This window comes from Lentzea sp. NPDC042327, from assembly GCF_040647275.1.
In the GTDB taxonomy this organism is placed as follows: Bacteria; Actinomycetota; Actinomycetes; order Mycobacteriales; family Pseudonocardiaceae; genus Lentzea.
In genome coordinates, this window is the sequence record NZ_JBEZBX010000007.1 from 217,513 (window position 1) to 240,376 (window position 22,864).

At 71.8% G+C, this 22,864-nt stretch carries 21 protein-coding genes; 8 read left to right on the forward strand and 13 right to left on the reverse strand.

The window, feature by feature from the left end; all coding sequences use genetic code 11:
- Positions 1–110 precede the first annotated feature (110 nt).
- The 8 genes from ispH to AB0A63_RS20085 are packed head-to-tail and all read right to left on the reverse strand — an operon-like array spanning position 111 to position 10,133.
- The gene (gene ispH / locus AB0A63_RS20050; protein ID WP_360393239.1) at positions 111–1,052 is read right to left on the reverse strand and encodes a 4-hydroxy-3-methylbut-2-enyl diphosphate reductase; all 942 of its coding nucleotides are present in this window, start codon (positions 1,050–1,052) and stop codon (positions 111–113) included.
- Between the two features lie 26 nt (positions 1,053–1,078).
- Positions 1,079–3,175: an aminodeoxychorismate synthase component I gene (pabB, locus tag AB0A63_RS20055; protein ID WP_360393242.1), complete on the reverse strand. Its 2,097-nt coding sequence runs from the start codon at positions 3,173–3,175 to the stop codon at positions 1,079–1,081.
- A gap of 54 nt (positions 3,176–3,229) precedes the next feature.
- On the reverse strand, positions 3,230–4,150 hold the full coding sequence (locus AB0A63_RS20060) for a diiron oxygenase (protein WP_360393245.1): 921 nt from the start codon (positions 4,148–4,150) through the stop codon (positions 3,230–3,232).
- A 21-nt stretch (positions 4,151–4,171) separates the two neighbouring features.
- The gene (gene pabB / locus AB0A63_RS20065) at positions 4,172–6,181 is read right to left on the reverse strand and encodes an aminodeoxychorismate synthase component I (RefSeq protein ID WP_360393248.1); all 2,010 of its coding nucleotides are present in this window, start codon (positions 6,179–6,181) and stop codon (positions 4,172–4,174) included.
- Positions 6,178–7,008 (reverse strand): arylamine N-acetyltransferase, encoded by an 831-nt coding sequence (locus AB0A63_RS20070; protein WP_360393252.1) that lies wholly within the window; start codon positions 7,006–7,008, stop codon positions 6,178–6,180. The genes pabB (AB0A63_RS20065) and AB0A63_RS20070 overlap by 4 nt, the downstream gene beginning before the upstream one ends.
- A complete protein-coding gene (locus AB0A63_RS20075) occupies positions 7,005–7,901 on the reverse strand; it encodes a UbiA family prenyltransferase (protein ID WP_360393255.1) in 897 nt (298 codons plus the stop codon). The genes AB0A63_RS20070 and AB0A63_RS20075 overlap by 4 nt, the downstream gene beginning before the upstream one ends.
- An 11-nt stretch (positions 7,902–7,912) precedes the next feature.
- Positions 7,913–9,079, reverse strand: coding sequence for a cytochrome P450 (locus tag AB0A63_RS20080; protein ID WP_360393258.1), 1,167 nt, complete (start codon positions 9,077–9,079; stop codon positions 7,913–7,915).
- Positions 9,080–9,104: 25 nt separating this feature from the next.
- Positions 9,105–10,133, reverse strand: coding sequence for a polyprenyl synthetase family protein (locus AB0A63_RS20085; RefSeq protein WP_360393261.1), 1,029 nt, complete (start codon positions 10,131–10,133; stop codon positions 9,105–9,107).
- Positions 10,134–10,404: 271 nt separating this feature from the next.
- Between AB0A63_RS20085 and AB0A63_RS20090 the strand changes: the two genes are divergently transcribed.
- A complete protein-coding gene (locus AB0A63_RS20090; RefSeq protein WP_360393264.1) occupies positions 10,405–11,625 on the forward strand; it encodes a cytochrome P450 in 1,221 nt (406 codons plus the stop codon).
- Positions 11,626–11,678: 53 nt separating this feature from the next.
- Here AB0A63_RS20090 and AB0A63_RS20095 read toward each other — a convergent pair whose 3' ends face one another.
- Together AB0A63_RS20095 and AB0A63_RS20100 are read right to left on the reverse strand one after the other, a co-directional pair.
- Entirely contained in the window at positions 11,679–12,512 is an 834-nt protein-coding gene (locus AB0A63_RS20095) for a methyltransferase domain-containing protein (protein WP_360393267.1), read from the reverse strand.
- Between the two features lie 88 nt (positions 12,513–12,600).
- Entirely contained in the window at positions 12,601–13,368 is a 768-nt protein-coding gene (locus AB0A63_RS20100) for a methyltransferase domain-containing protein (protein WP_360393270.1), read from the reverse strand.
- 457 nt (positions 13,369–13,825) lie between these two features.
- Here AB0A63_RS20100 and AB0A63_RS20105 point away from each other — a divergent pair, with 457 nt between their 5' ends.
- On the forward strand, positions 13,826–15,637 hold the full coding sequence (locus tag AB0A63_RS20105) for a 1-deoxy-D-xylulose-5-phosphate synthase (protein ID WP_360393273.1): 1,812 nt from the start codon (positions 13,826–13,828) through the stop codon (positions 15,635–15,637).
- Between the two features lie 23 nt (positions 15,638–15,660).
- On the opposite strand, the gene AB0A63_RS20110 is transcribed toward AB0A63_RS20105, so the two are convergent.
- Entirely contained in the window at positions 15,661–15,951 is a 291-nt protein-coding gene (locus tag AB0A63_RS20110; RefSeq protein WP_360393276.1) for a LuxR C-terminal-related transcriptional regulator, read from the reverse strand.
- 471 nt (positions 15,952–16,422) lie between these two features.
- Here AB0A63_RS20110 and AB0A63_RS20115 point away from each other — a divergent pair, with 471 nt between their 5' ends.
- From AB0A63_RS20115 to AB0A63_RS20130, 4 genes are all read left to right on the forward strand, one after another.
- Complete coding sequence (locus AB0A63_RS20115) at positions 16,423–17,064, forward strand: LuxR C-terminal-related transcriptional regulator (RefSeq protein WP_360393279.1); 642 nt, start codon at positions 16,423–16,425, stop codon at positions 17,062–17,064.
- 72 nt (positions 17,065–17,136) lie between these two features.
- Positions 17,137–17,742, forward strand: a complete 606-nt coding sequence (locus AB0A63_RS20120) for a LuxR C-terminal-related transcriptional regulator (RefSeq protein ID WP_360393282.1) — start codon at positions 17,137–17,139, stop codon at positions 17,740–17,742.
- A gap of 33 nt (positions 17,743–17,775) precedes the next feature.
- Positions 17,776–18,912: a chorismate-binding protein gene (locus AB0A63_RS20125; protein WP_360393285.1), complete on the forward strand. Its 1,137-nt coding sequence runs from the start codon at positions 17,776–17,778 to the stop codon at positions 18,910–18,912.
- A gap of 20 nt (positions 18,913–18,932) precedes the next feature.
- Positions 18,933–19,667 carry an aminotransferase class IV gene (locus AB0A63_RS20130; protein WP_360393288.1) on the forward strand — a complete coding sequence of 245 codons (735 nt, stop codon included), beginning with the start codon at positions 18,933–18,935 and terminating at the stop codon, positions 19,665–19,667.
- A gap of 7 nt (positions 19,668–19,674) precedes the next feature.
- Here the strand turns inward: AB0A63_RS20130 and AB0A63_RS20135 are convergent, their stop codons facing one another.
- A complete protein-coding gene (locus AB0A63_RS20135) occupies positions 19,675–20,097 on the reverse strand; it encodes a MarR family winged helix-turn-helix transcriptional regulator (protein WP_360393291.1) in 423 nt (140 codons plus the stop codon).
- A gap of 82 nt (positions 20,098–20,179) precedes the next feature.
- Between AB0A63_RS20135 and AB0A63_RS20140 the strand changes: the two genes are divergently transcribed.
- Positions 20,180–20,974, forward strand: a complete 795-nt coding sequence (locus AB0A63_RS20140; RefSeq protein WP_360393294.1) for an SDR family oxidoreductase — start codon at positions 20,180–20,182, stop codon at positions 20,972–20,974.
- An 87-nt stretch (positions 20,975–21,061) separates the two neighbouring features.
- Here AB0A63_RS20140 and AB0A63_RS20145 read toward each other — a convergent pair whose 3' ends face one another.
- Positions 21,062–21,910 carry an endo alpha-1,4 polygalactosaminidase gene (locus AB0A63_RS20145; RefSeq protein ID WP_360393296.1) on the reverse strand — a complete coding sequence of 283 codons (849 nt, stop codon included), beginning with the start codon at positions 21,908–21,910 and terminating at the stop codon, positions 21,062–21,064.
- A gap of 192 nt (positions 21,911–22,102) precedes the next feature.
- Here AB0A63_RS20145 and AB0A63_RS20150 point away from each other — a divergent pair, with 192 nt between their 5' ends.
- Positions 22,103–22,861, forward strand: coding sequence for a DeoR/GlpR family DNA-binding transcription regulator (locus tag AB0A63_RS20150; RefSeq protein WP_360393298.1), 759 nt, complete (start codon positions 22,103–22,105; stop codon positions 22,859–22,861).
- Positions 22,862–22,864: the final 3 nt, after the last annotated feature.

Consider the following 22,864-nt stretch of genomic DNA (forward strand, 5'->3'; position numbering starts at 1 on the left):
TTTTGGACCAGGGTGCCATCCCGGCTTTACAAGCGCGTTCGACGATTCGATGACCACTTCCGGACAACCTAAATGTTATCGCTAACACGATCTTGCGGTGACCGGTGTGATCAGTCGGCACGGCGCACCGCCGACGGCATGGTGAACGAGATGGTCTCGACGGCGGTGGTGTGCGTCGACACGTCGACCACGCCCAGCTCCCGCAACGCGGCGACGACCTCGTCCACCAGTTCCGGTGGCGCCGAGGCGCCGGCCGACAGCCCCACCGCGGTCACGCCCTCCAGCCATGCCGGGTCGATCTCCGAGGCGTCGTCGACCAGGTGCGCCGGGGTGCCGGTGCGGGCGGCCAGCTCGACCATGCGCACCGAGTTGGAGGAGTTCTTCGAGCCCACGACGAGCACCAGGTCGGATCGTGCGGCGACGTCGCGGATCGCCACCTGCCGGTTCGTGGTGGCGTAGCAGATGTCGTCGGAACCGGGTCCGCGCAGCTGCGGGAACTTGCGCTGCAACGCCGCCACGACCTCGGCGGTCTCGTCGACCGCCAGCGTGGTCTGGGTGAGGTAGGAGACCGGTCCGGTGATCTCCAGCGCCTCGACGTCGGCGACGGTCTCCACGAGCACCGTCCGGTCGGGCGCCTCGCCCAGCGTGCCGTCGACCTCCTCGTGCCCGGCGTGGCCGATCAGCACGATGGTGTCGCCGCGCTCGGCGAACCGGCGGGCCTCGGTGTGCACCTTGGCCACGAGCGGGCAGGTCGCGTCGACCACGTCGAGCGACCGTTCCACGGCCTCCGCGCGCACGGCGGGGGAGACGCCGTGCGCGGAGAACACCGCCGTGGCACCGGGAGGAACCTCGGACAGCTCCTCCACGAACACGGCGCCGCGGGCCTCCAGACCGCGCACGACGTGGACGTTGTGCACGATCTGCTTGCGCACGTAGATCGGGCCACCGCGCTGGTCGAGCAGTCGTTCCACGATCTCGATGGCGCGTTCCACCCCGGCGCAGAACGACCGGGGCGAGGCGAGCAGCACCGAGCGTGGCGGGTGTTCGGTCATCAGGGGCCTTCCGATCGTCGTGGGGCCTAAGCGTCGGGGACCTTCGCCTTCGGCAGTGCGCGCAGGGTGGCCTGGGCCTTGAGCAGCATCTCGTCGTACTCGGCGGCGGGGTCGGAGTCGAGCACGATGGCGCCGCCCGCGCCGATGGTCAGCTCGCCGCCGTGGATCACGGCGGTGCGGATGGTGATGCTGAGGTCGGCGGTTCCGTTGCGGGACAGGAAACCGATGGCGCCGGAGTAGACGCCGCGGGCCTCGGTCTCCAGCTCGTCGATGATCTCCATGGTGCGCAGCTTCGGCGCTCCCGTCATGGACCCGCCGGGGAAGCACGCCCGCACGGCGTCCACCGCGGACGTGCCGGCCCGCAGCGTGCCGGTGACCGTGGAGACCAGCTGGTGCACGGTGGCGTAGGACTCGGTGGCCATCAACGACGGCACGGTGACGCTGCCGACCTCGCAGATCCGCCCGAGGTCGTTGCGCAGCAGGTCCACGATCATCAGGTTCTCCGCGCGGGTCTTGGGGTCCATCTGCAACGAGCGCCGCCGCTCGTCGTCGGTGCGCGGGTCGGGGTGGCGGGGCGCGGTGCCCTTGATCGGCTTGGTCTCGACGGTGCGGGTGGCGTCGACCTTGAGGAACCGCTCCGGCGAGGAGCTGAGCACCGTGACGTCGCCCAGCCGCAGGAACGCCGCGTACGGTGCCGGGTTGAGCCGCCGGAGCCGCCGGTAGTAGGCGAAGTCGTCGGCCGGTGCGGGCAGGCGGAGCTTGTCGGTCAGGCAGATCTCGTAGCTCACGCCCTCGCGCAGCCGCCGGTCGCACTCGGCGATGTCGGCGAGGTACCGCTCCTGCGAACGGACGAGAAACCCGGACACGTCGTGCTGTTCCGCCTGCGCGGCAACGGGGTCCGGTGCCGGAGCGGGCAGGTCGGCCAGCGTGCGGACGGTCGTGCCGGTCCACTCCTCGGCCGCTGCCAGGTCCCGCTGCTCGCCCACGGCGACGACGTAGGTGCGGTTCTCCGCGTGGTCGACGGCGATGAACCGGTCCGCCTGCAGCCACACGGCGTCCGGGGTGTCCGACCGGTGGACCCTGTCCGCGCCGCAGTCGGCCTTCAGCTCGTACCCGAAGTAGCCGACGTACCCGCCGGTGAGGTCGAACGGCAGCCCCTCGGTGCCGGCGACCACGCGGCCGGTGCGGCGGTCGAGCGCCTCGAAGATCGTGCCGCTCTCGAACCGCGCGGTGCCTCCGGCCGGGTCCACGACGACGTGCCCGTCCTCCACCTGGTAGGTGAGCATCTCGGCACCGGGTGCGTCGGCGGTGCCCAGGAACGAGAAGCGGGCCAGTCCCGGTTCGACGTGCGCGCTGTCGAGCCAGAACGCCCGCCGGCTCGCACCGAACGCGGTCTGGAACGCGGCCTCGGTGTCGACGGCCTTGTCCAGAATCCTGATGTGCGCCCGCAGCGGTGCATCTGGAGAGTTCACTGTGGACGGTACGTCAGGCAGTGCGGTGCCGGTGCCGTTGCCGGTGAGGCCGTGCCCGTTGGTGCGCCGGTGTGCGCTCAGGGCCAGGTCGCGGAAGTTCGCCACGAGCCGGGCGCCGTGCTCGGTGCAGATCGACTCGGGGTGGAACTGCACGCCCCACCACGGCCGGTCGCGGTGCGCCAGGCCCATCACCACGCCGTCCTCGGCCCGCGCGGTGATCTCCAGGTGCGCGGGCACCGGCTCGGCGACGCTCAGCGAGTGGTACCGCACGGCGGTGAAGTCCTGCGGCAGACCCGCGAACAAGCCTTCGCCGTCGTGCCGGACCGTGGTGAGGTGCCCGTGCCGCGGCTGCGGGGCGGGGGTGATCCGCGCGTCCGCCAGCAGTCCCATGCCCTGGTGGCCCAGGCACACGCCCAGCACCGGCAGCCGGCCGTGCTCCAGCACGTCGCGGGACCGGCCGAAGTCGCGGGACAGCGCCGGGTGCCCCGGTCCCGGCGAGATGACCGCGGCGTCGAAGCCGTCGAGGTCGAGGTGCTCCCAGCCGGCGTCGTCGTTCCGCACGACCACGGGCGCGACGCCGTACACCTCTGCCAGCAGCTGGTACAGGTTGTAGGTGTAGGAGTCGTAGTTGTCGACGAGCAGAACGCGCATGGGTTCATCACCAGCTTCGGTGGGCGCCTGGGGTGGTGGGGCGGGGTCGTCGCGTCACGTCCCGAGCAGGTCGTGGCCGATGCCCAGGTCGTCGAGCAGCAGCTGCAGCAGTCCGTTGTCCCGCTTCGGCACGGGCCGGGCCGCCGCCCACTCGCGCAGCTGATCGGCGCCGATCTCGAAACCGCCCTGTGCCGCGACGGCCACCCACGGCTCCAGGTCGGCGGAGCGGAACGCGGTCAGGCCGCTGACGAGCGCCTCGCGGAACATCCGCTGCTGCGCGGAGTCCAGGCGCCGGTACAGCGATCCGCACAGCTCGCGGAACACCACGGCGTGACCGCTCTCGTCACGCCGGTGCAGGTCGGTGGTGATGCGGTTCATCGGCTGGATGTCCTGGGCCGTGGACAGCGTCGAGAGGAACCCGCTGATCGTCGTCTCCGCGGCCAGGGAAAACGCGATGTCGACGATGTCGCGGTCGAACCCGGACAGCCCGGCGCGTGCCGCCGCGAGCCCCTGCACCACCGACCAGCCGCCCGGTGCGAACCGCACGTCGCTCATGTCCCTGCGCCGCCGCGTGACGCCGACGGCGTTGTGGCACATGAGGATGTGGTAGTGCTCGTCGAGCATCGTCTGGTGCAGCGCCTCGACGGCGGCGTCGTCGCGGCGTACCGGGATGTTCCCGTGCAGCATCAGCCCGCAGGCCGGCAGGATGATCTCGTCCTCGATGGCCGCGGTCTTGGCGTTGTAGGCGATCCAGGCCGCGGACAGGATGCGCTCGCGGGCGTCGCGGTCGAGCCGTTCGGCACCGGGCAGGGCGAGCACCGGCACGAGGTGCTCCGGGAAGTCCGGCAGGCGCGGGTCGAAGTGCCCGTCGAGGTCGAGCTCGTCCTTCTTGACGGCCACCCGCCCGGCCCAGCGGCGGTTCAGCTGGACCAGCAGGTCGCGCTCGTACTCCTCGCGCACCGGGGTGCTGGACATCGGGAAGCCTCCTTCAGGTGGTCAGCTCGGGGACCGGGCACGCCAGGCGCGCAGCGACGCCGCGGCCTTGAGCAGCATCTCCTCGTACTCGTCGGCGGCGTCGGAGTCGAGCACGATCGCCCCGCCCGCGCCGATGGTCAGCCGGTCGCCGACGCGCACCGCCGTGCGGATCACGATGTTGAGGTCGGCGCCGCCGGAGAGGCCGAAGTAGCCGAGGGCACCGGAGTACACGCCCCTGGCCTCCGTCTCCAGCTCGTCGATGATCTCCATGGTGCGCAGCTTCGGCGCCCCGGTCATCGACCCGCCGGGGAAGCACTGCCGGACGCAGTCCAGCGCGCCGACCCCGTCCCCGAGCCGGCCGTGGACGGTGGAGACGAGCTGGTGCACCGTCTGGTAGCTCTCGACCGCGAGGTACGGGTCCACGAAGATGCTGCCCACCTCGCACACCCGGCCCAGGTCGTTGCGCAGCAGGTCGACGATCATCAGGTTCTCGGCCTGCGTCTTGGCGCTGGAGGCGAGGGTGGCGGCGATCTCGGCGTCGCGCACGGGGTCGCTGTCGCGCGGGGCGGTGCCCTTGATGGGTTTGCTGGTGACCGTGCGGTCGCGCTCGACGCGCAGGAACCGCTCCGGCGAGGAGCAGAAGACCGAGAGGTCGCCCAGGCGCAGCAGGGCGGCGTACGGTGCCGGGTTCGCCCGCCGCAACCGCCGGTAGAACGCCGTGTCGTCGTCGTGGAACGGCAGGTGCAGCTTGTCGGTCAGGCAGATCTCGTAGCTCTCGCCCAGCCGCAGCTGCCGCTGGCACTCCGCGATGTCCGCGAGGTACTGCTCCCGGTCGCGGACCAGGAACCCCGCCGCGTCGACCGGTTCGGCGGGCTCGACCGGCGGTTCACCGGCCTGGCGCAGTCCGGTGAGGACGGTCGCGGTCCGGTCCACCCAGTCCTGCGCGTCCTCACGGGTCGCCGGGTCGTGCACGGCGACGACGTAGGTCAGGCCCTCGCGGTGGTCGAACGCGATGACCCGGTCGGCGAACATCCAGGCCGCGTCGGGGGTTTCGGCGGTGTGCCGGTTCGAGGTGCCGCAGTCGGCCTTGAGCTCGTAGCCGAAGTAGCCGACGTACCCGCCGGTGAGGTCGAACGGCAGGGTGGTGCTGGCGACCTGCCGCTCGCGCAACCGGTGTTCCAGGTAGTCGAACACGGTGCCGGGCACGTCGCGTTCCCCGCCGGCGTCGCGCACCCGCACCACGCCGGTACCGCAGCGGTAGGTCACGACCTCGCTGTGCGGCCCGGACACGTCGCCCAGGAACGAGAACCGGGACAACCCCTCCTCGACCCGGCTGCTGTCGAGCCAGAAGCAGTGGGTGGACTCGCCGAACAGCTCCAGGAAGACCGACTCGGCGTCGGCGGTCGTCGGCACGACGGCGCTGACGAGCTCCAGCTCACCGCGGCGGTGGGCCTGGCGGGTCAGCTCGGCGAAGTTGCGCAGGATCTCCGCGCCGTAGCCGGAGGCGACCGACTCGGGGTGGAACTGCACGCCCCACTGCGGCCGGTCCCGGTGCCGCAATGCCATCAGCACCCCGTCGTCGGCCCACGCGATCGGGACGAGCTCCTCCGGCAACGGTTCCCGCACGCACAGCGAGTGGTACCGGACCGCGACGAACTCGCTCGGCACACCGGCGAACAACGGGTCGCCGTCGTGGGAGACCTTGGCGAGGTGCCCGTGGCGCGGTTCGGGTGCGGCGGCCACGGTCGCGCCCGCCAGGTGCCCGATGACCTGGTGCCCGAGGCAGACCCCGAGCACCGGCAACGTGGTGCGGCGCAGCAGCTCCCCGACCAGGCCGATGTCGCGGGGGTGCTGCGGCCGGCCGGGGCCGGGGGAGACGACGATGTTGTCGAAGCCCTCCCGCCACAGCTCGGGCAGCGCCGGGTCGTCGTTGACCACGACCACCGGCTCCCGTCCGTTGATCTCGGCGATCAGCTGGAACAGGTTGAAGGTGTACGAGTCGTAGTTGTCCACCAGCAGGGTGCGCGTCATGGGCCGGCCAAGGTCTTCCCGAGGAGCTGGACGTCCTCCGGTTCCAGGGTGATCCCGAAGACCTCCCCGGGAGCGGCCAGCGCCTCCGCCTCGTCGAGTTCGCGGACCTCCGCCGGCGCACCCGGCCGCAGCTCGGTGAGCGTGGTGCCGACGAGGAGGTGCCGCACGTCCGGTCGCGTGCGTTGCAGGACCATCCGGTGGTTGAACGGGGACCGGGGGTGCGTGAGGCAGAAGTGGTTGAGGAGCTCGAAGTCCGACGGGTAGCGCACGTCGGTGGTGAAGCCGTAGAGCTCCGCCGGTCCCTCCGGCCGCAGCATGCGCAGCACGTGCTCACCGGTCGGCTCGCGCACGAGGTCGAACGACCAGGGGCCGTCCAGCCGCGCGTCCTGCGCGAACCGGATCGGCTCGTGCGGCCCGTGGGCGCCGAAGCTCACGTCGTGCAGCCACCGCTCGCCGTCCAGGTCGACGAGCAGGGCCACGTGCAGCGCCGGACCGACCCTGCTGCCGGTGCGGATGCGGGTCCGGCCGGCGAAGGCGGTGAACGTGAACCCGATGCGGTCCAGCACCGCGGCCACCAGGACGACCTGTTCCAGGCACCAGCCGCCGCGGCCCTGCCGCAGGACCTTCTCCTGGACGCGGTCGAGGTCCAGCGGCACCTCGGTGCGCCCGAGCAGCGGGTCGAGGTTGTCGAACGGGATCGCGTCGACGTGGGCGACGTGCAGGCGCCGCAACGTGTCGAGGTCCGGCGCCACCGCGCCCTCGACGCCCACGCGGGCCAGGTAGGCGTCCAGGTCGACGGCGTCGCCCTGCCACATCGCGGTGCTCACGTGAACTGCCCGGCGATCACGGCGGCCAGGACGATCCAGCCGTAGTTCGTGTTGGCGACGAAGGTGTCCCAGCACGCCTTCGGGTCGTCCAGGTCCACCCGGAACAGCAGGTGCGCCAGGTACGCCGCCGCCAGCACCACGACCGCGTAGAACGCCCACCCGATCGACGTCAGCGAACCGGCCCACAGCACACCGGCCACGCTGAGCACGACGAAGAGCGACAGCCACGCCTTGGTCGCCCCGCCGAACAGCAGCGCCGAGGACCTGACACCGATCTTCCGGTCGAACTCCTTGTCCTGGTGGGAGTAGATGGCGTCGTGCACCATCGTCCAGAACGTCCCGGCGGCGTACAGGCCGTACACCGCGGGCGGGTAGTCGGTGTTGCCGGTCGCCGCCGTCCAGCCGACGAACACGTAGGTGCTCATCACCAGCCCGAGGAACCCCGAGGGCCAGAAGAAGAAGCGCTTCATGAACGGGTACGCGACGATCAGCGGGTACGTGGCGAGCGCGACCAGTGCGGTCTCGACGTTGGCCAGCAGCAGGACGAGCAGCGCGGCCAAGGCCTGTGCGGCGCCCCAGAGGATCCCGTTGCGGACGCTGATCGTCCCCGCCGCGACCGGCCGCCCCACGGTGCGGGCGACGCGGGCGTCGATCTCCCTGTCGGTCACGTCGTTGCTGGCGCAGGCGAAGCCGCGGATCAGCACCGCGGCGACGGCGATGGCCGCCACCGACAGCAGGTCGGGCCGGTGGCCGGAGGCGAACACGACGGCCCACAGACCGGGCAGCAGGTAGAGGACGTACCCCGTGGGCCGGTCCAGCCGCATCAGCAGCAGGTACGGGCGGACCGGGTCCGGGCTCTTCGTGACGACGCCCGCGGATATCTTGTGCAGCATCAGGTTCCCAATCACCAGGTCACCGGGAGTTCGACCAGACCGCCGATCAGCGTGTCGGTGCGCAGCGCCAGCTCGTCCACGCCGACGGCCAGGCGCAGCGACGGGAACCGCGCGACGAGCTGGGTGAGCACCACCTGCAGCTGCATCCGCGCCAGTGCCGCCCCCACGCAGTGGTGCGCGCCGTGCCCGAACACGAGGCTGGCCGCGGTGTCGCGCGTGACGTCGACCCGGTCGGCGCCGGGGAAGACCGCCTCGTCGTGGTTGGCCGCGATGATGTTCAGCAGCACCGGGTCACCGGCCCGGATCGTGACCCCGTCGACGTCGAGGTCGGTCACCGCGTACCGGGGCATGCCACCGTTGTGCGGGTTCGGCATCGACAGCCGCAGCGTCTCTTCGACGGCACCGGGCACGAGACCGGGGTCGGCCACCAATGCCCGCCACTGGTCCACATCGGACAACAGCAGCAGGGTGCTCGTGCCGATCCGGGCCACCGTGGTCTCGTAGCCGCCGAACAACAACAACGCGGTCAGTCCGAGGACTTCGTCGTCGGTGATGCCCTCGGTCGCGCAGATCCGGGAGATCGCGTCGTCACCGGGGGTGCGCCGCTTGTCGGCGACGAGCTGCCGGCAGTAGCCGAACAACCCGCCCAGCCCCTGCTTGGACCGGACCGGGTCACCGACGCCGGCCGCGTCCCTGGTCCAGCCGCCGAAGCGGTCCTTGTCCTCCTGCGGCACGCCCAGCCACTCGCACATCACCTGGATCGGCAACGACAGCGCCACCGCCTCGCGCAGGTCCACCGGTGGCGTCCGCTCCGCGAGCCGGTCGAGCAGCTGTCCGGTCTGCTTCTCGACGTACGGGCGCAGCTCCGCCATGCGTTCGGGCGAGAAGTGCGGTTCCAGCAGCGCGCGCATCCGGGCGTGGTCGGTGGCGAAACCGCCCAGCAGGCTCGCGAGCAGCGCCGAGCTGGGGTCCTGCGCGGCCGGGTCGGGGTTGGTGCGGCTCAGCCGGTCGTCGTCGAGCAGCTGCCGCACGTGGGCGTGCCCGGTGACGAGCCACGCCGCGCCGCCGTCGGGGGTGCGCACCCGGTGGACCGAGCCCTGGGACTGCAGCTCGCGCAACCGCGGTGCGAGCCGCAGCACGTCCTCCTGCTCGAACGGCAGTTGAACCGGGGTACTCACTGACGACCTCCGCCGGGATCGAGGTTCACGGGGTGCGGTGGACGATGCGGTCGAACAGGGCGGCCAGCTCGGCCGCCGCCGCGGGGGTCAGCCCGGCGCGTGCGAGGTGCGCCAGTGCCGAGTCGAAGTGCTGGCGGGAGGTCCGCTCGGCGGTGCGGCGACCGCCGGACTCCTCGACGAGGCCGGCCATCTCCCGCAGGTGCGCCGCGGAGGTGTCGTCGGACTCCCACAGCCCGAGCAGCCGCTCGCCGGCCGGGCCACCGGTCGCGAGCGCGGCCAGCACGGGGAAGGACGGGTTGCGCCGCCCGATGTCGCCGCGGACGGGCTTGCCGGTCACCGCGGGGTCGCCCCAGATGTCCTCGACGTCGTTGGCGATCTGGAAGGCGAGGCCGAGGTGCCTGCCCGCGCCGCGCAGGGCGGCCACGACGTGGTCCGCGCTGCCCGCCCGCAACGCCGGTGTCACCAGTGCGCACTCCAGCAGCGCGGACGTCTTCTCCTCCACGATCCGGTCGTACGCGGCGACTCCGGCGTCCGGGCCCAGCCGGACGGTGAGTTCGCGGGACTGGCCGGAGAGCACGAGCCGGGTGGCCTCGGCGAACGCGCCGGCGATCTCGGCACGGCCGGGACCGGGGTCCTCGACGACCATCTGGATGCTCAGCGCCTGCAACGCGTCCCCGGCGAGGATCGCGAGGCCGGTGCCGAACACCCGCCACGTCGCCGGCCGCCCGCGCCGCAGGTCGTCCGCGTCGATGATGTCGTCGTGGACCAGGGTCGAGTTGTGCAGCAGCTCCAGTGCCGCCGCCGGGGCGAGGACGTCCTCCGGTCGCAGCCCGACCCCCGCTGCCGCCGCCATCATCAGCGACGCGCGGGTCAGCTTGCCGCTCGCGGCGTCGCTGGGCGCACCGTGCTCGTCGGTGAAACCGAGGTGGTAGGAGCTGATCCTGGCCAGCGCCGGTTCCAGCGCGGACACCTGCTGGCGGACGACGGGCAGTACCGCGGCCCGCACCGTCGCCGGCGACAGGAGCGCGGTCGACGAGGTGCCGGGTGTGCTCATCGGATTTCCCTCCGGCGCTCGAATTGAATACCGAAAAAACGCCACTGGTTCGCTGAGTGGTGCTCGGGATTTCGAGCGGTGGTTCCGATCAGCATCCTGAACGACCCGCTCCCGCGGTGTCAACGACTCGGCGCGCACACCTGTTCGACTTTGGGAAAAACCCCAATGTGCGCGGGGTGTGACCGGGAACTGGATATTCTGCGGATTGGTGGCTGCTGGTTCCACTGACAGCTGGAGAGGCGAAATGGCTGTGTCAGCCGATTCCGGGAAAGTGCGCGAAGGCAGGCCGTTCGACCCGTACGGCGAACACCGCGACGACCCGTACGAGTTCCTGGCCGGCATCGGGGACGACGAGCCGGTGTTCTACGCGCCGCTGCTCGACGCGTGGTGCGTCAGCCGGCGCGAGGAGCTGCTCGCCGTGCTGAAGGACGACAAGAGCTACTCGGCGCGCGACCACAACCCGCGTCCGAAGGTGAAGCTGCCCGACGACGTGGCCAGGATGTTCAAGACGTGGCGCGGTGACGGTGGCCTGGGCGTCGGCTCGCTCGACCCGCCCGCGCACGCCAGGGTTCGCGAGGTGCTCAACATCGGGTTCACCCCGGCCAAGGTCAGGGCGTTCGAACCCACGATGCGCAAGATCGCCGCGGAGCTCGTCGAGCGGGTCGCGGCCGACGCCGAGTTCGACCTCATCGAGGCGTTCGCGGTGCCGTACGCCCTTGAGGTGATGTGTGCGCGCCTCGGGGTGCCCGACGACTACCTCGACCGCTGCCGGCTGTGGTCGGAGCAGCGCATCGAGCTGATGATGCTGCAACGCGACACCGACCCCGAGCTGCTGCGGGAGTGGGCGCAGGGACTGGTCGACTTCGGCGCGTTCGCCCGCGAGCTCGCGCGGGACCGGCTGGCGCACCCGCAGGACGACCTGATCAGCGAGCTGCTGCACGACGGCAGGGCGGGCAACACCCTCACCGCCGACGAGGTCGCGGTGCAGATCCCCACGCTGATCTTCGCGGGCCACATGACCTGCGCGGAGGCGCTCGGCACGATCGTGTACCACCAGCTGCGGTCGCCCGGTGGCTGGGCGGAGGTCGCCGACGGCACGGTCGACACCCGCGACCTCGTCGAGGAGGGGCTGCGGTTCGACGCCCCGCTGGCGGGCATGTACCGGACGGCGACCCGTGACGTGGTGGTCGGTGACGTGCACCTGGCCGAGGGGAGCAGGCTGCTCCTGCTGTACGGCACCGCCGGCCGGGACAGCCGCGTCCACGCCTGCCCCGCCGCGTTCAGCCCGGGCAGCGGGTCGTCCTCGCACCTCGCGTTCGGGCACGGCATCCACTTCTGCCTCGGGGCGTCGTTCGCCCGTGCGGAGCTGGAGGTCGCTGTGCAGGCCATCGCCGCCAGGATGCCGGGCCTGACCATGGCGCCGGGGCAGTCGCACCGGCACAAGCCGGTGTTCCCGCTGCGGGCGTTGACCGAGCTGTGCGTCCGGCAGTGACGACGGGAGAAGAGCCCCGGCCAGGAGTGGCCGGGGCTCTTCTCGTCGTCAGGTCAGGCGCGGACCGCGGTGACGTAGATGTAGCCGCTCTCCGGGATGGACCCGAACCGGCGCACGAAGTCGATGAGCGAATCGGCTTGTTCGGCGCCGACCAGGTCGGCGAGCTTGTCGCGGACCGTCTCGAAGGCGTCGGCCATGAGCAGGAGGGTGCGGATCACGTTGTCGGTGATGTCGCGGACCTCCACGTCGACGAAACCGGCGGCGGCGAGGTTGCGCTCGTACTCGTCGATCGTGCCCAGGGTCGTCACGCCGTAGTTGGCCTTGACGTGGTCGATGACCACCTGGCCCTCGGGGGTGATCGGCTCGCGCTGGACGACGTCGGCGACCACGAGCCGGCCGCCGGGGCGCAGCACGCGGGCGGTCTCGGCGAGCACCCGGCCGCGGTCGGGCATGTGCCACATCGACTCGAACGCCCAGGCCGCGTCGAACGAGCCGTCGGGGAACGGCAGGTCCATGGCGTCGGCGAACTGGAACGTGGCCTTGCCGCCGAGACCGGCCGCGACGGCGTCGTCGTTCGCCTGCTCCACCTGCAGGTGGCTGATGCTGATGCCCACCACGTGCACGTCGCTCGTGCGGACGAGCCGCCGCGCGGGGTGGCCGATGCCGCAGCCGATGTCGAGGACCCGCTGGCCGGGCTGCGCGGCCAGGCCCGAGATCATCAGGTCGGTCAGGCGGTCGGTGGCGACCTCGACGGAGCTGTCGTCGGCGTCGTCCTCCCAGTAGCCGTAGTGGATGTTCGGTCCCCACACGGAGCGGTAGACCCGGCCGAACCCGTCGTACACGTTGCGGACCTCGGCGTGATGGGCGGGAGTCTGGTCGATCGTCATGACGAACTCCGAATCGTCGGGAACGGGGTGGACATGCGGACGCTCGGCCGGGGAGTTCCGGCCGAGCGCGGGTGCGGAGCTTTCTCCTTCACTTCTTCTCGAAGCGCAGGAAGCCGAGCGTCAGGCCGCCCGCTCGCCATTCGGCGCCCTGCGCCTGGTTCGCCAGCAGGGAGATCCGCATGTTCCTGCGCTCGACCGCCGAAAGGCTGTCGTCGGTGTCCAGGACCGCCTTCGTCCAGGCGGCGCTCTCCTCCCAGAACGGCGCGGTCTCCGCCGTGACGTCGACCTCGTCGACCAGTGCGAAGCCCGCCGCCTCCGCGGCCTGCACGTACTCGCGCACCGGGACCGGCTTGCAGTAGAAGTACTCCGCCCACACGTCGGCACCGCCGGGCCGGGTCGTGAACACCTCCTCGATGCACACGCTGCCACCGGGGCGGATCAGGTCCGCCAGCCGCTGGAACCACTGCGGGCGGTTGAAGTAGCCGCTGCTCTCGATCGCCACCGCCGCGTCGTAGGGGCCGTCGTCCACGCTGAGCCGGTTGGCGTCGCAGACCAGCGAGCGGACCTTCCCGCCCACGCCGGCCTCCCGCGCGAAGCCCTCGACGATCGGCGCGTGCTCCGGCGCGTTGGTGACCGCGGTGACGTCGGCGCCGTACTCCTGCGCCCAGAACAGCGAGCCGCCGCCCAGACCGCAGCCGACGTCCAGGACCTTGCCCGACAGCCGGTGCTCCGCGCCCCAGACCTTCGCCGCGTACTGCAGCAGGCCCTCCTGGTGGACGCGGATGCTGCCGCGGATGTCCTCCGGGCTCGCACCGGGCGCGTGCGCGGGCGTCCGGCTGTCCGGGTAGTAGCCCACGTGGTAATGAATTCGCGGGCCAGGACCGTACTTGCGCACGAGCTTGGCGGTTTTGCCGTCGTAGTACTGGCCGACTACCCGTACCTCGTCCTGGGGGTCCAGCGCTGCCAGAGGTGAACTTGGAAGATTTGACACGGTCACTTCTCCAGGGCTCGGTTGCCGACGACTGCGTTGGTGGATGGCCTGTGGACCGAATTCCTCGCGAATAGCGAGCGGATTCCATCGTGGAGGCGCCGTCCGGGTGGTGTCAACGACGCCGGAGTGCGCGGGATCGACTTTGGGAAAAACCCCAAAGGAACGCGGAGGTGGGACTGACCGGGACTATTCTGCGGATTGGTGGATTCTGCGCGACACCGGAAAACTGCGTCCGGGAACGGGCCGGGAATGAGTCGCGGACCCGCGTGACCGGTCAGGACCGATCGAGAGCGACCACACCCGATGAGGAGCTCTGTTCGACATGGCGCTGCTGGAAACCGTGCGCGACCCGGCGCGGCTGCGTGAGCTGACCGCCGCGCAGCTGCGCGACCTCGCCGGCGAGATCCGCGCGTTCCTGGTCGACCGGGTCTGCGCGAGCGGGGGACACCTCGGCCCCAACCTCGGCGTGGTGGAGCTGACCATCGCGCTGCACACCGTCTTCGAGTCCCCGCGCGACCGGGTGCTGTGGGACACCGGGCACCAGGCGTACGTGCACAAGGTCCTGACCGGTCGCCAGGCCGGGTTCGACCGGCTGCGCCGTTCCGGTGGCCTCTCCGGCTACCCGAACCCGGAGGAGTCCGAGCACGACCTCGTGGAGAACTCGCACGCGTCCACCGCACTGTCCTACGCGGACGGACTGGCACGCGCGGACGCCCACCTCGGGCGGCGTGACCGGGCGACCGTCGCGGTCGTCGGCGACGGTGCGCTGACCGGTGGCATGGCCTGGGAGGCGCTCAACAACATCGCGGGCGGGCCGGACCGGCCGCTCGTCGTCGTCCTCAACGACAACGGCCGGTCCTACGCGCCGACGGTCGGCGGGCTCGCCCGGCACCTGGCCGACCTGCGCGCCGGCGGCGGGCCCGGTGTGTTCGAACAGCTCGGGCTCGGCTACCTCGGCCCGGTCGACGGCCACGACATCGCGGCCGTGCAGGACGCGCTGCGGCACGCGGCCGCCCTGGCCCGGCCGGTCGTCGTGCACGTGGTCACGGCCAAGGGCAAGGGGTTCCGCCACACCGAGGACAACGACCTGGACCTCGGGCACGCCGTCAAACCGATGGACCCGCGGACCGGCCAGCCGCTGCCGGCTTCCGGCCGGTCGTTCACCTCGGTGTTCGCGCAGGAGCTGGTCGAGCTGGCCGAGCGGCGGGCCGACCTGGTCGCGATCACGGCCGCCATGGCCGAGCCGACCGGCCTGCTCCCGTTGCAGCGCAAGCACCCCGAGCGGGTGATCGACGTCGGCATCGCCGAGCAGCACGCGGTCACGATGGCCGCGGGGCTCTCGCTGGGCGGCGTGCACCCGGTGGTGGCGATCTACTCGACGTTCGTGAACCGCGCGCTGGACCAGGTGCTGATGGACGTCGCACTGCACCGGCGCCCGGTGACGTTCGTGCTCGACCGGTCCGGGGTGACCGGTGACGACGGGCCGAGCCACAACGGCATGTGGGACCTCTCGGTGCTGCAGGTCGTGCCGGGGCTGCGGATCGCGGCACCGCGTGACGGCGCCCGGCTGGCCGAGCTGCTGGCCGAGGCGGTGGCGTGGTCGGAGGGCCCGACGCTGCTGCGGTTCCCCAAGGGACCGGTCGGCCCCGACCTGCCGGCCGTCGCCACGTTCAACGGCGTCGACGTGCTGCGCCGCTCCGGTCCGTCGGACGTGCTGGTCGTCGCGGTCGGGGCGCTCGCGGGACTCGCGCTGGCGGTCGCGGACGGCATGCGCGCCCTGGGCATCGGTGTGACCGTGGTGGACCCGCGGTGGGTCACGCCGGTCAACCCCGCGCTGGCCGACGTGGCCCGCCGGCACCGGCTCGCGATCACGGTCGAGGACAACAGCCGCGCGGGCGGTGTCGGTTCGGCGATCGCGCAGACGTTGCGGGACAACGACGTCAGCACCCCGTTGCGGGAGTTCGGCATCCCGCGGCGGTTCCTGAGCCACGGTTCGCGGGCGGAGGTGCTCGCCGCCTGCGGGCTGACCGCGCAGGACATCACGAGGGCCGTGGTGGACCTGCTGGCCGGCCTCGACGCGGCGCCGGTCGGCATCGACGACGCCGGCGCCGTTCACGCGGGGGAGGAGCGGTGACGACCGCCGGGGCGGTGTCGCGATCAGTCCACGGTGTCGCACGCGACCCGCGGTGGCCACGTGTCGGCGCGCAGGATGTCGAGGACGAACGCCCTGGACACCAGCGCCACCCGGTTCGGCGCCTGCAGCTTGTCCGACATGACGCGGACGTGGTAGTCGACGGTCTTCGGGCTGAGGTAGAGCTCCCTCGACAACCGCCCGCTGGAGAATCCCGCGGCGACACCTTCCAAGATCCTGGCCTGCAGCGAGCTGGGCGTCCAGCAGTTCGCCGGTCGCTGCTCGCGTTTCCACTTGTCGTTCTGCCCGTGGTGCATGACACCCACCCATTCCCGTGCAGCCGGTGACCGCGGGTTGAATCGGGGACCGATCCCAGAATTACCGTGGCGACCAGCAATGGTCAAGTGATGGCGTCAAGTGATCCTGCGGGGCCTCCCGCGGCGTTGTCAACGATGTCGGCGCAGCCGGTCGAATGACTTCCCCTTGGGGATCAGGCCGGTGCCCCTTGGGGAACGAGGTGGGCAAACTCGCAGGTGGGGAGGTTTGAACCGTGATGTTCTGCCGGTCGGCAACGTTGTCGGCCAACCCGGCGAACCGGGCATTCCGGAGGTCCAGGGAGCCGGTGTGCTGTCAACCTGCGCACTCGCGTAGGAAATCAATGTCCGATGCTGCGGACGAGTGGTGCGGGACGCATTCTTCGGGACGCCAATTGATACGACCTTGGTGGCCTCGGTGATGTGTCGTACGCTCGGAGTCGCCTGAATTCTTTTGCGGGAGAGGAAAGAAGAATGGGCGTCACACGCGTCGTCGTGTGTTGTGCGGACTTCATCGCGAGAACCGGCGTCGTCATCTCCCTGCGTTCCTTCCCCGAGGTCGAGGTGCGCGAGGAGGCGGCGCTGGCCGCGGCCGCGGCGCGGCAGGGGGCGGACGTGGTCGTCGCCGTCGCCGACCGGCTCTCCGTGGACGTGGCCGCGGCGTTGCGGCAGCTGCGGCAGCTCCTCGACCGGCCGGTCGTCCTGGTGGTGCGGGAGGTCGAGCAGGTCGACGTGGTCCTGGCGGTCGACTGCAACGTCGTGGCCGTCCTGCCCGCCGCCGAGTTCACCGCCGACCGGCTGCACACGGCGGTGCTCACCGCGGCCCGCGGCGGCGCGGTGCTGCCGTTCGCGCTGGCCGGCGACCTCGTCCGGCACGTCCGGCGGGTGCACGCGGAGCTGCTCGACCCCCACGGCCTGCGCGCCTCCGGGCTCAAGCCCAGGGAGGTGGAGGTCATCGAGCTCATGGCCGACGGGCACGACACCGCGGAGATCGCCGCCAAGCTGAGCGCCTCCGAGCGGTCGGTCAAGAAGCTGATCCACAACGTCACGAGCAGGCTCAACCTGCGCAACCGGCCGCACGCGGTGGCCTACGCGCTGCGCCACGGCGTGATCTGAGCCCGCAGTCCGGCAGTGCCGCCGGTTCCCGGTGTTCTCGACGCTTTCGACGTTCCGACGTGAGGTGCAGCGATGGTCGCGGCGACGGTCCTGGTGCAGGCGCGGGACCCGATCACCCGTGCTGGGCTGGTCGGTTTCCTGCGCGCGAGGAGGGAGGTCGAGGCGCACGGCGACCCCTACGACCGCTACGACGTGGCGGTCGTGGGGGCGAGGCGGTTCTCCGCCGAGGTCGCGGCCGAGGTGTACGGGGTGACGGCGGGCACCGTGCCGGCGGTCCTGGTCGTCGACGAGATCGGCACCGCGGACCTGAGGTCGGTCGGGACCAACGTGGTCACCGTGCTGTCCCGGCGCCGGATGACCGGTGCCGAGCTGGTCCGCGCCGTGTTGGCCGCGGTGGTGAGCGGCGACGAGACGCTGGGCGAGCGGCGCAGGCGGCTCGCCGAGCAGGTCGAGGCGATCACCCGCGCCCCGGCCGGTGCCGCGGAGGCGGAGTTCACCCAGCGGGAGGTCGAGGTGCTGCGGCTCACCGCGGAGGGGTGCAGCACGGCCGAGATCTCCGCGCGGCTGCACCTGTCGGAACGGTCGATCAAGCAGACCGTCTTCGGCATCACGACCCGGCTGAACTTCCGCAACCGGTCCCACGCCGTGGCCTACGCGCTCAGAACCGGGGTGATCTGACCGCCGCCGCCCCGCCCACAGGTGAGGTCTCCGATGAGTACCCATGAGCGCAGCGTGCCCTTCGCGGGCGACGCGCTGGAGGCGGCCGCGGCACTGGCCCGCACCGCCGCCGAACCGCACGTCGTCCACGAGAACGGCGCCACCGTGCACTTCGCGGAGGGCGAGGCCGAGACCGTCACCGGCGGGCTCGCCGACGTGGCCCGCCTGGCCGGGCGCACCGCCTACGGCTGGGTGTCGTTCGAACGCACCGGCCACCTCGCCGTGCCGCGCGCCGAGGTCCGGTTCGCCGACGGCACGGCGGTGCTGCGCGCGGACGACGAGGCCGCGCTGGACGTGCTGGAGAAGCGGCTCGCCGACGTGTCCACTGTGGACGTGGTCGAGGCCGGGGTGCGCGCACCGGTGGAGACGCACGGTGCCGAGGAGTACCGCTCGGCGGTCGGCGCGGCGGTGGCCGACATCCGGGCGGGCCTGCTGGACCGGGTGGTGCTGTCCAGGACCGTGCCGGTGCCGGGGGAGGTCGACTTCGCGGCGACCTACCTGGCCGGGCGGCGCGGTGGCGACCCGGCGCGGTCGGCCCTGCTGCGCCTCGGCGGCTGGGAGGTCCTCGGTTTCGACCCCGAGGTCGTGACGAGGGTCGACACCGCCCGAGGCCTCGTGACGCAGGCGCTGGCACCGTCGAGCGGCGACCCGGTGTTCGACGTGGCGTGGCGGGAGGAACCGAGCCGTGCCGCCGGTGCGGTGTTCGAGCGCGCGGTCGCGGTGCGCCTGGCCGCCGCCGAGCTGGCCGGCGTGTGCGAGCCGGGTTCGGTGCGGGTGGCGCGGTTCCCGGCCGCCGAGGTCACCGGCGCGCTGTCGGTCGGTCGCACGTCGTGGGACGCGCTGGCCGCGCTGCTGCCCGCCGTCACGGCCTCGGGGGTGCCGAAGGCGCGGGCGTGCGCGTTGATCGACCGGGTCGAACCCGAACGCGGCCTGTACGGCGGCGCTGTCGTCCTGGTCGAGCCGGACGGTTCGCTGGACGCGGTCCTGGTGCTGCGCGGTCTGTTCCGGCACGGCGGCCGCACGTGGCTGCGCGCCGGTGCGGACGTGGCGGCGAAACCCGGCTGTGCGCTGGAGGAGACGACCGAGAAGCTGCGCAGCGTCTCCCGCTTCCTGGTTCCGTTGTGCGCGTAGGGGCGTGGGCGAGGGGAGACGTGGGCACCTTCCTGTGGCGGGACGGCCGGCTGGCCGAGGACTCCGGTGAAGCCGCGCTGCTGGTGGCGGACTCGTGGCTGGTCTCGGACGGCGTGACGCGCGCACTCCCGTTGCACCACGACAGGTTCGTGTCGTCGTGCGAGCGCGAGGCCGGGCTCGGCGCGGCGGCGGTGCGCCGGTTCCTGGACTCCGCAGCCGGTGCGGTGCCGCGCACCGGCCGCTGGTTCCCGCGCGTCGAGTGCGGTGCCGACCACCGGCTGCGGCTGCGGTTGCGACCGGCTCCCGAGCCGTCGGCGGAGGTGGTGCTGCTGCCGCACCCAGGCCCGGACCCGCGCCGCCACCCGCGGACGAAGGGGCCGGACCTGGTGGCGATGCAGGCGTTGCGCGTGTCGGCGGCCTCCGCTGGTGCGGACGAGGTGCTGCTGTGCACCGGCACCGGCACGGTCCTGGAGGGCGCGCTCAGCTCGGTCGTGTGGTGGCGCGGGGACCTGCTGTGCGTCCCCGACCCGAGCCTGCCCGTGCTGGACAGCGTGACACGCCGGTTGGTCGTGGACCTGGCCGGTCGGCAGGGCGTGGCGGTGCGGCCGGAGCGGTGCGATCTGGCCTCTTTGGACGGTCTGGAGGTGTGGAGCCTCGGCGCTCTGCACGGCATCCGCGCCGTGACCGGGTGGCGGGGGTGCGGGCTGACGGCCGGTCCCGCCGTGCGGGCGGACGAGTGGCGCGCGCTGCTGTGACCCGGACTCACCCCTCGGGCTGAAGGACGCGGCCCAGCAACGCCGTGAGCTGCCGCAGCTCGCTCTCGTCCAGCCGGGCCAGCGGAGTGTTCTCCAGCGCGGCCCGCACCACCTCGTCCCGCACCCGCCGCCCCTTCGCGGTGAGGCTCAGCACCCGCGACCGCCGGTCCGCCGGGTCGACGCTGCGCTCCACGAGTCCCCGGTCGAGCAGCTGGCCGGTGACGAACGTGAGGTTCGGCGCGTTGCAGTGCAGCCGCTCGGTCATGACCTTCATCGACGGCGGCGGCTCTGCCGGGTCGATCGCCCACAGCGCCTGGAAGGTCGCGGTGGTCAGGCGGTGCTCGGCCAGCACCGGCCCGAGCCGGTCGGCCGTGCGCATCCACACGTCGTGGGTGGCGGCCAGTGCCGCGGTGAGGTCGGCCGCCGTCATGCCGGGCATCCTACCTTTGCTTCGAGTCTCGAAGTGTTCTGCTAGCGTGAGTACTTCGAGTCTCGAACTGGTGGAGGTTGTCGTGAGGCACGAGTACCGCGGTGTCACCGCACTGGTCACCGGCGCGTCCAAGGGGCTGGGCCGCGCGCTCACCCTCGACCTGGCACGCAGAGGAGCGCGCCCGGTCCTGCTGGCCCGCTCGGAGTCCGGCCTGCGCGAGCTCGCCGCCGAGATCGGGGGTGGCGAGGTCATCACCGCCGACCTCGCCACCCCCGACGGCCCGCGCCGGGTGCTCGCCGAGCTGCGCGCCCGGGACCTGACCGTCGACCTGCTCGTGAACAACGCCGGCGCGGGCAGCGCCGGCCCGTTCCTCGACCGCCCGCTCGAACCCCAGCTGCGGTCGCTGCACCTGAACGTCGCCGGCCTCGTCGAGCTGACCCACGCCATCGGCCGCGACCTGGTCGCCCGCGGCACCGGCGGCATCGTGAACGTCTCCTCGACCGCCGGCTTCCAGCCCCTGCCCTACCAGGCCACCTACGCCGGCACGAAGGCGTTCGTCCTGTCGTTCACCGAGGCACTGGCCGAAGAGCTGCGCGGCACGGGCGTGCACGTCATGGCCGCCCACCCCGGTGCGATCGCGACCGGCTTCTTCGACGGCACCACGGCGTCGATCAACCCGCGCTTCGCCGACTCACCGGAGTCCGTCGCGCGCAGGCTGCTCGACGACTACGCCCGGCGCCGCACGGCGTCCTACCCCGGCCGGGGGCTGACCCGCGCGATCACGTGGGTGCCGCGCCTGCTGCCGCGTGCGGCGGTGGCGAAGGCGGCCGGGGCGATGAACCGCGGGCTGCGGCTGCACGAGGTGGTCGACGTCTGACCCGCCGGCCGCAGGCCGATCGCGGTGGCGCCGCGCCGCGTCGCGCACGAGGAGGAGCGGCCCCGCGACCGGGGGCCGCTCACGTGGTCAGCAGTGGTCGAACGCGTAGCCGGGGTCGTTCGGCCCGACGAGGAAGCGGTCGCGCAACGTCGTGACGGCGGGGGTGTCCGGGTCCTCGCACACGTCCTCGAACGTGCCGCGCAGGTCGTCGGTGTACTCGACGTCCATGACGTTCTTCCCGTAGACGTCGCTGTAGGACGAGCACTCCTCCCAGCGGTGGCACTCCTCCGACACGGCGAAGTCGAAGCCGACCTGGGACTTCGCCTGGGCGGCCTGTTCCGCGGAGTTCTTCTGGCCGATCGCGAGGTTCCTGCCGTGCGCGCGGTCGGCCAAGAGCTTGGCGTAGGCGAGGTTGTCGCCCACGGTCAGCTTGCCGCGGGAACGCAGGTACGAGTCGAGGTTGTCGACCTCGACGGCCTTGAAGCCCTTGTTCGCGCACAGGTCGATGGTGGCGCCGATGATCGAGGCGAGCTCGGTGCGCTTGGCCGGGGTGGAGGTGTCGAGCAGGAACTCGTCCGGCCAGCCGGGGTCGACGACCGGGTTGCCGGAGGAGTCCTCGAGCAGCAGGTGCCTGCGCTGGTTCAGCCAGAGGCTCTTCTCGCCGGGCTGGGTCTGGAACCCGTTGACGTAGCAGATCGAGTAGACGCTCGCGGGTGACGCGCTGCTGTCGCGGGTCACCAGGGTCACGCCGGCCGGAGGGGTGTAGGCCGCGCCGAGCTGGTAGTCGAGCACGCCGCTGGTCGGCGGCTTCTCGATGGCGGCGGCAGCGGACGGCTCGACCGCGGCGCCAGCCGAGGCCGGGGGACCGGCGGCGCAGGCGGTCAGCGCGGCCGCGGCGAGCGCGGCCCCGGCGAGGGCGCGGGCAGGGGAGGCCATGGACGCCACACTCCTTGATCGCTCAGTTGGTGATCGGATGTGAGCGACTGTAGCGAGGAAGGCCTAATGAGACCGGTGACCAATCATATTTGATCAGATCAGTTGCTCATTTGATCGTTTCCAGTTCAGTGTCCGCTTTTGGTGCATCGTTTCGCGCCCAAACAGGCACAATTTGTGCGCTATTCTGATCGAATGCGTCAAGAGCAGCGCCTCGCCACGATCCTGGAGAGGCTCGCCGAGTCGGGCTCGGTGACCGTCACCGAGCTGGCGGAGGACCTGGGCACGTCCGTCGCGTCGATCCGCCGCGACCTCCAGTCGCTGGAGGAGCAGAAGCTGCTCAAACGCACCCACGGCGGCGCGGTCGCGGCCGAGGTGATCTACGAGCTGCCGCTGCGCTACCGGGTGGGCCGGCGCGAGGAGAAGCGCCAGATCGCCGAGGCCGCCGCGAGGTTCGTGACCGGGTCCGTCCACTCGGTCGGCCTCAACGGCGGCACGACCACCACTGAGCTGGCCCGCCTGCTCGCCGTCGGCCGCCAGCTCAAGATCGTGACGAACGCCCTCAACATCGCCTCCGACCTGTGCCCCCGCCCGACCATCGACCTGGTGGTCACCGGCGGTGGCGTGCGCCCGGAGAGCTACGAGCTCGTCGGCCCGATCGCCGACCGCGCGCTCGCGGGCATCAGCCTGGACGTGGTGTTCCTCGGCGTGGACGGCATCGACGCCCGCGGCGGCATCACCACCCACGACGAGGTCGAGGCCCACACCGACCACTGCCTGCTGCGCACCGCCGACCGCGTGGTCGTGCTCGCCGACGGGTCGAAGGTGGGCAAGCGCGCGTTCTCCCGCATCGCCGCGATCACCGACGTGCACGTGGTGGTCACGGACTCCTCCGCCCCGGCTGCGGACCTCGACCGCCTGCGCGCGGCCGGTGTCGAGGTCGTCGTCGCCTGACCC

What these genes read in the sequence shown, in the direction of transcription:
- ispH (WP_360393239.1), bottom strand. Translation starts at nt 1,052, where the DNA reads ATGACCGAACACCCGCCACGCTCGGTGCTGCTCGCCTCGCCCCGGTCG.
- pabB (WP_360393242.1), bottom strand. Translation starts at nt 3,175, where the DNA reads ATGCGCGTTCTGCTCGTCGACAACTACGACTCCTACACCTACAACCTG.
- AB0A63_RS20060 (WP_360393245.1), bottom strand. Translation starts at nt 4,150, where the DNA reads ATGTCCAGCACCCCGGTGCGCGAGGAGTACGAGCGCGACCTGCTGGTC.
- pabB (WP_360393248.1), bottom strand. Translation starts at nt 6,181, where the DNA reads ATGACGCGCACCCTGCTGGTGGACAACTACGACTCGTACACCTTCAAC.
- AB0A63_RS20075 (WP_360393255.1), bottom strand. Translation starts at nt 7,901, where the DNA reads ATGCTGCACAAGATATCCGCGGGCGTCGTCACGAAGAGCCCGGACCCG.
- AB0A63_RS20085 (WP_360393261.1), bottom strand. Translation starts at nt 10,133, where the DNA reads ATGAGCACACCCGGCACCTCGTCGACCGCGCTCCTGTCGCCGGCGACG.
- AB0A63_RS20095 (WP_360393267.1), bottom strand. Translation starts at nt 12,512, where the DNA reads ATGACGATCGACCAGACTCCCGCCCATCACGCCGAGGTCCGCAACGTG.
- AB0A63_RS20105 (WP_360393273.1), top strand. Translation starts at nt 13,826, where the DNA reads ATGGCGCTGCTGGAAACCGTGCGCGACCCGGCGCGGCTGCGTGAGCTG.
- AB0A63_RS20110 (WP_360393276.1), bottom strand. Translation starts at nt 15,951, where the DNA reads ATGCACCACGGGCAGAACGACAAGTGGAAACGCGAGCAGCGACCGGCG.
- AB0A63_RS20115 (WP_360393279.1), top strand. Translation starts at nt 16,423, where the DNA reads ATGGGCGTCACACGCGTCGTCGTGTGTTGTGCGGACTTCATCGCGAGA.
- AB0A63_RS20120 (WP_360393282.1), top strand. Translation starts at nt 17,137, where the DNA reads ATGGTCGCGGCGACGGTCCTGGTGCAGGCGCGGGACCCGATCACCCGT.
- AB0A63_RS20125 (WP_360393285.1), top strand. Translation starts at nt 17,776, where the DNA reads ATGAGTACCCATGAGCGCAGCGTGCCCTTCGCGGGCGACGCGCTGGAG.
- AB0A63_RS20135 (WP_360393291.1), bottom strand. Translation starts at nt 20,097, where the DNA reads ATGACGGCGGCCGACCTCACCGCGGCACTGGCCGCCACCCACGACGTG.
- AB0A63_RS20145 (WP_360393296.1), bottom strand. Translation starts at nt 21,910, where the DNA reads ATGGCCTCCCCTGCCCGCGCCCTCGCCGGGGCCGCGCTCGCCGCGGCC.
- AB0A63_RS20150 (WP_360393298.1), top strand. Translation starts at nt 22,103, where the DNA reads ATGCGTCAAGAGCAGCGCCTCGCCACGATCCTGGAGAGGCTCGCCGAG.